The 4,185-nt window shown below is 46.7% G+C and carries 3 protein-coding genes; all 3 read right to left on the bottom strand.

Annotated elements, in window-relative coordinates:
* Positions 1–368: 368 nt before the first annotated feature.
* The 3 genes from map to QT990_RS35390 all read right to left on the bottom strand — a co-directional run bounded on the left by map (position 369) and on the right by QT990_RS35390 (position 3,895).
* Positions 369–1,130, bottom strand: coding sequence for a type I methionyl aminopeptidase (gene map / locus QT990_RS35400; protein ID WP_333143993.1), 762 nt, complete (start codon positions 1,128–1,130; stop codon positions 369–371).
* Between the two features lie 42 nt (positions 1,131–1,172).
* Positions 1,173–2,249 (bottom strand): glycosyltransferase family 4 protein, encoded by a 1,077-nt coding sequence (locus tag QT990_RS35395; RefSeq protein WP_333143992.1) that lies wholly within the window; start codon positions 2,247–2,249, stop codon positions 1,173–1,175.
* Between the two features lie 452 nt (positions 2,250–2,701).
* Positions 2,702–3,895: a HEAT repeat domain-containing protein gene (locus QT990_RS35390; protein WP_333143991.1), complete on the bottom strand. Its 1,194-nt coding sequence runs from the start codon at positions 3,893–3,895 to the stop codon at positions 2,702–2,704.
* Positions 3,896–4,185 lie beyond the last annotated feature (290 nt).

Genomic DNA, 4,185 nt, shown 5'->3' with positions numbered 1-4,185 from the left:
AGGGGCGGGTTTTACAGACAATTTCTGACTGAAACAGACCATCTCGAAAACCCGCCCCCACCCACCCATAAATACAAACCTACCTTTTCGGATTCGGTGAATCGAGCGTTATTCTGTAGGGGGGATTTTCCGACAATTTCTGACTGAAACAGACCATCTCGAAAACCCGCCCCCACCCATCCATAAATACAAACCTACCTTTTCGGATTCGATGCAAATTTCAGGTTGATGTAGGTTATCGGTTGTGGCGGGGCGGGTTTATCTAGATTGTTGATAATCGTTAGATATTGTCGGTGAAACCCGCCCCTACGGGATATGGTTGATTATTGATTTAGGGGTGAGTTTTTCAGATTGTTTGTTAATGATTGCTAAGGCAAAGTCAGAATTTCCACCCCAGAATCAGTCACAGCCAGAGTGTGCTCGAATTGAGCCGAAAGCTTTCGATCCTGCGTGATAGCCGTCCAACCGTCGCCCAAAATTTCCACTTCCCAAGTACCCTCATTAATCATCGGCTCGATCGTAAAAACCATGCCTTGTCTGAGCTTCTTCCCCGTGCCCCGCTTACCGTAGTGCAAAATTTCCGGTTCGGTGTGAAAAACGCGGTGAACGCCGTGTCCCGCAAAATTTCGCACTACCGAAAAACCCTGTGCTTCAGCATATTCTTGAATCGCTGCACCGATGTCACCGGTACGAGCTCCCGGTTTAACTTCTGCAATTCCTCTTCTTAAACATTCCTCGGTTACTTCAACTAACTTTTTCGCTACCGGGGAAGGTTTGCCCACAAAAAAAGTCTTGGAAGTATCGCCATGATAACCATCAACTAAAGGCGTTACATCAATATTAATAATGTCACCTTCTTTAAGAATTTGTTTCGCATTGGGGATGCCGTGACAGACTACTTCATTGACGCTTGCACACAGAGATTTGGGAAATCCTTTATAGCCTAGCGGAGCGCTTTTGGCTCCGTGTGCCAAAGTCCAGCGTTCGGCTTCATCGTTAATTTCTAGAGTGCTGACACCGGGTTTTACCATCGGTTCGAGATGCAGCAGAAGTTCGGCAGCTAAGCGACCTGCTTGACGCATTTTTTCGATTTCTCTACTGGATAAAAGCACTAAACGTTCGGTTGCCATAGTTTTTTCTGTTTGCTTTTTTGTGGTCTATTAAGAGTTTATTTAACTCAACTTTAGAATAGATTTGAACCAGTGTTCACAACGATCGCCCAAAGCTCCTAAAGAGTATTCTACCTCTGCTTGTCGCCGGCAAGCGCTGCGGTCAATTTGGTCTAAGCGGGCGATCGCACCTACCAAGCCATTTACACTATCAGGCTCCACTAAAAAGCCCGTCAGTCCCTCTCTAACAATTTCCGCCGGCCCCCCGCGCTCGTAAGCAATCACAGGCACACCGCACGCTAAACCCTCGATCGCGACATTTCCGAAAGCTTCCACCCAACGTGGTGTCATCAACAATGCTTGGCACTGACGGACTTGCTCTTGCAGTTGGGTTGTGGTCAGAAACCCTAAATATTCTACGGGAGCATCCGGGTAATCTGCACAAATTTTTTGCCAATAATCCTCATCTTGCATTTTGCCCATAATTTTTAGGGGAATGCCTGTAATTTTCGCTGCTGCTACTGCATCTTCTAAGGCTTTTTCCGGGGCGATGCGACCAAGCCAAGCTAATTTGGGTTCCGGTTGGCTGCAAAATTCGTACAGCGATAAATCTATGCCGCTTCCCAACAACCGACACTCCTTGCCAAAGGCGAATGTTTTGGCTTGAGAAGCGGTGTGAACTCCGATCGTACCAGGAAACTGGACGGCGGTTTGTGCGGCAATGCGATCGAGGGCTGCGGAAAGGGATCCCATGCTGATAAAATGGGCGATCGGAGTCCTAAAAAATGGTGTCAAATAAAACGGCAGCCAATCGTAGGCAAAATTAACAATGACATCCCATTCATCCTGAACTTGGCGAGCATATTCCCACATATTCGCCAGCACAGAATCTGCGGGCATCACAATAGGAGCATTGTAATCTTGTGTTTGGGCCGTTACTTGCAAATCACCCGTTATTTCGATTACACAAATTGATTCTAAAACTGAACCTCTCGGCGCTACAACTGCTATTTTATGACCGCGACTCTGTAATTCTTTAGCGATGTTAAGGACTGTAAGTTCTACTCCGCCGCCCAAGCCAGAACCGAGTTGACCGACTGAAGTTGACAGGAACAATAGTTTCAAAGAGTCATTAGTCATTAGTCATTAATCATTAGCCATCAGGCACTGATTCTAACACAATCTATCTTATAAATTCTCCCCTCTAAAATCTAAAATATAAAATTATAGCCTTTCGAGTTCTCATATGAGGTACTCATGGGCATAGGCCTCCGTGGCCTCCGTGGCCTCCGTGGCCTCCGTGGCCTCCGTGGCCTCCGTGGCCTCCGTGGGCATACCTCACCACGCTTGAGAACCGCTATATACCTGTTCTCAGGAAAGTAAGGTACTATTCCAATGGCCTGTTTGGCCTGTTTGGCCTGTTTGCCCAAGAACACCTCATGTTACTGAGAAAGGCTATAAGCTGTCACGCATTTAAATTGCATATTCAGGGCGGGCTTTTTGGCCCAACCCCTACTCCCCACAAGACGGCGAATTGTTTGTTGACATTCTATTTAAATGCACAACAGCTTACTTAAAAATTGCTAAATTTATTAATCCATCCCAGAACGCGGACGGAGGCGGTTCAACTGATTGATGGCCCAGCGAGCAGTTTCCTGAACTTCTGGATCTGGATCGTCTGTCGCACGGTGCAACAAGTAACTGATTTGATTCACCAATTCGTAAATCCGCGTCAAGTCGCGAATCGCATTTTTACGCACTTCGGGATTTTCATTTTGCAGCGAAATTGACCAGGCATTATTCATGGGTTTGAGAGTGCGAATGCCAATTTCCGAGAGACTTGCCAAAATTAAACTGTACTGGCTCGAGTCGGAATTTGCTAGCAAATCGAGCAACGGCTCAACTGCTCTGGAATCTCCCCGCTGGCCGAGTTCCCAAATTGCTTTGCGCCTCAAAGCCGGATTTAGGTGCTGCAAATCTTCAATCAGTGCTTCAATAATATCAACTTTAGGTCTACCATCCGTTTCGGGAAGGGCAATACCTTTCTTCTTCGCTAGGGAATCGGTTTGATTAGTTGTTTCGGGAATGTTGAAACCTGTGTTGCTGTACCCATTGCTCTGAGTTTCCAAGGGCGGGGTGTCGGAATTAATTCGATCGCCCTCGACTGCTGCATTCTGGGATTCCGGTTCCCCGGATTCCAGGATAAACGGTAAAGGTTGATCGCTGCTCTCGATACTGTAGTTTTTTGGCAAACCAAAAGGGTAGGGCAAGGCTGACAGCGATTGTCCTCCAGAAGAATTCTCTTGCGGTCTAATTTCGTGCGAGTTTATAGGAGAATCGGGATTAGTAAATTGAGAGTTTCTTTGGTTGTGGCGATCAAATCTTCCCCGTCTTCGCTTAGAATAATTTGACTCGTCACTGCTAACTAATTTGAGCATGATAAATACTGCCGCTGCCGTGACGACAACTGCTGCCAAACCCAACATTAAGAACCCCCGCTGACGAGACAAAATGACGAGCAAATTGGATACCGATTTCGGGATATTAGAATTAGATTTGGACGTTTTGGACGGCTGAGATTTGTTTTTATCGGGCGCTGGAGACGGTTTTGGAGGCTTGGAATCTTGGCGATCGTCCGGGGGAGAGTTCGCCTGAGCAATTTCTTGGGAAACAGCACGCGCAGAGGCATTGAGTACCTGGTGCCCTCCGTCGGCACTTGGACTGAACGCAGCGCCCAGACAGGCAATGCAGGTGAACAAACATACAGAGGAGCGGTAATGCGCCATAAGACTCAATCCGGGTTTTGAGAGGCAACGCCGCATGACGAGCTTTAGTTTAACCTTGAGTTAGCTCGATCCTAGCTGCTATGGGCTTAACTAACTTACAAATAGCACCAGACTAGCGAAAAACCCTGGTTTGAGAGGGCACCGAGCCAGATATTATAAGCACAATTGTGTCATTGACGTGCAACTCCTTTAAATAATTAGTTTAATTAGGGTTTGCTGAATAATCGATCGCAAACTAAGAACAGGAGTGATCGATATATTCAAGCAGAGTTATATATAAGTTTTTTCGG

The sequence above is a fragment of the Microcoleus sp. T3_B1 genome, assembly GCF_036700445.1.
Taxonomy (GTDB): domain Bacteria; phylum Cyanobacteriota; class Cyanobacteriia; order Cyanobacteriales; family Microcoleaceae; genus Microcoleus.
This window is presented reverse-complemented; position numbering and strand designations above follow the sequence as displayed.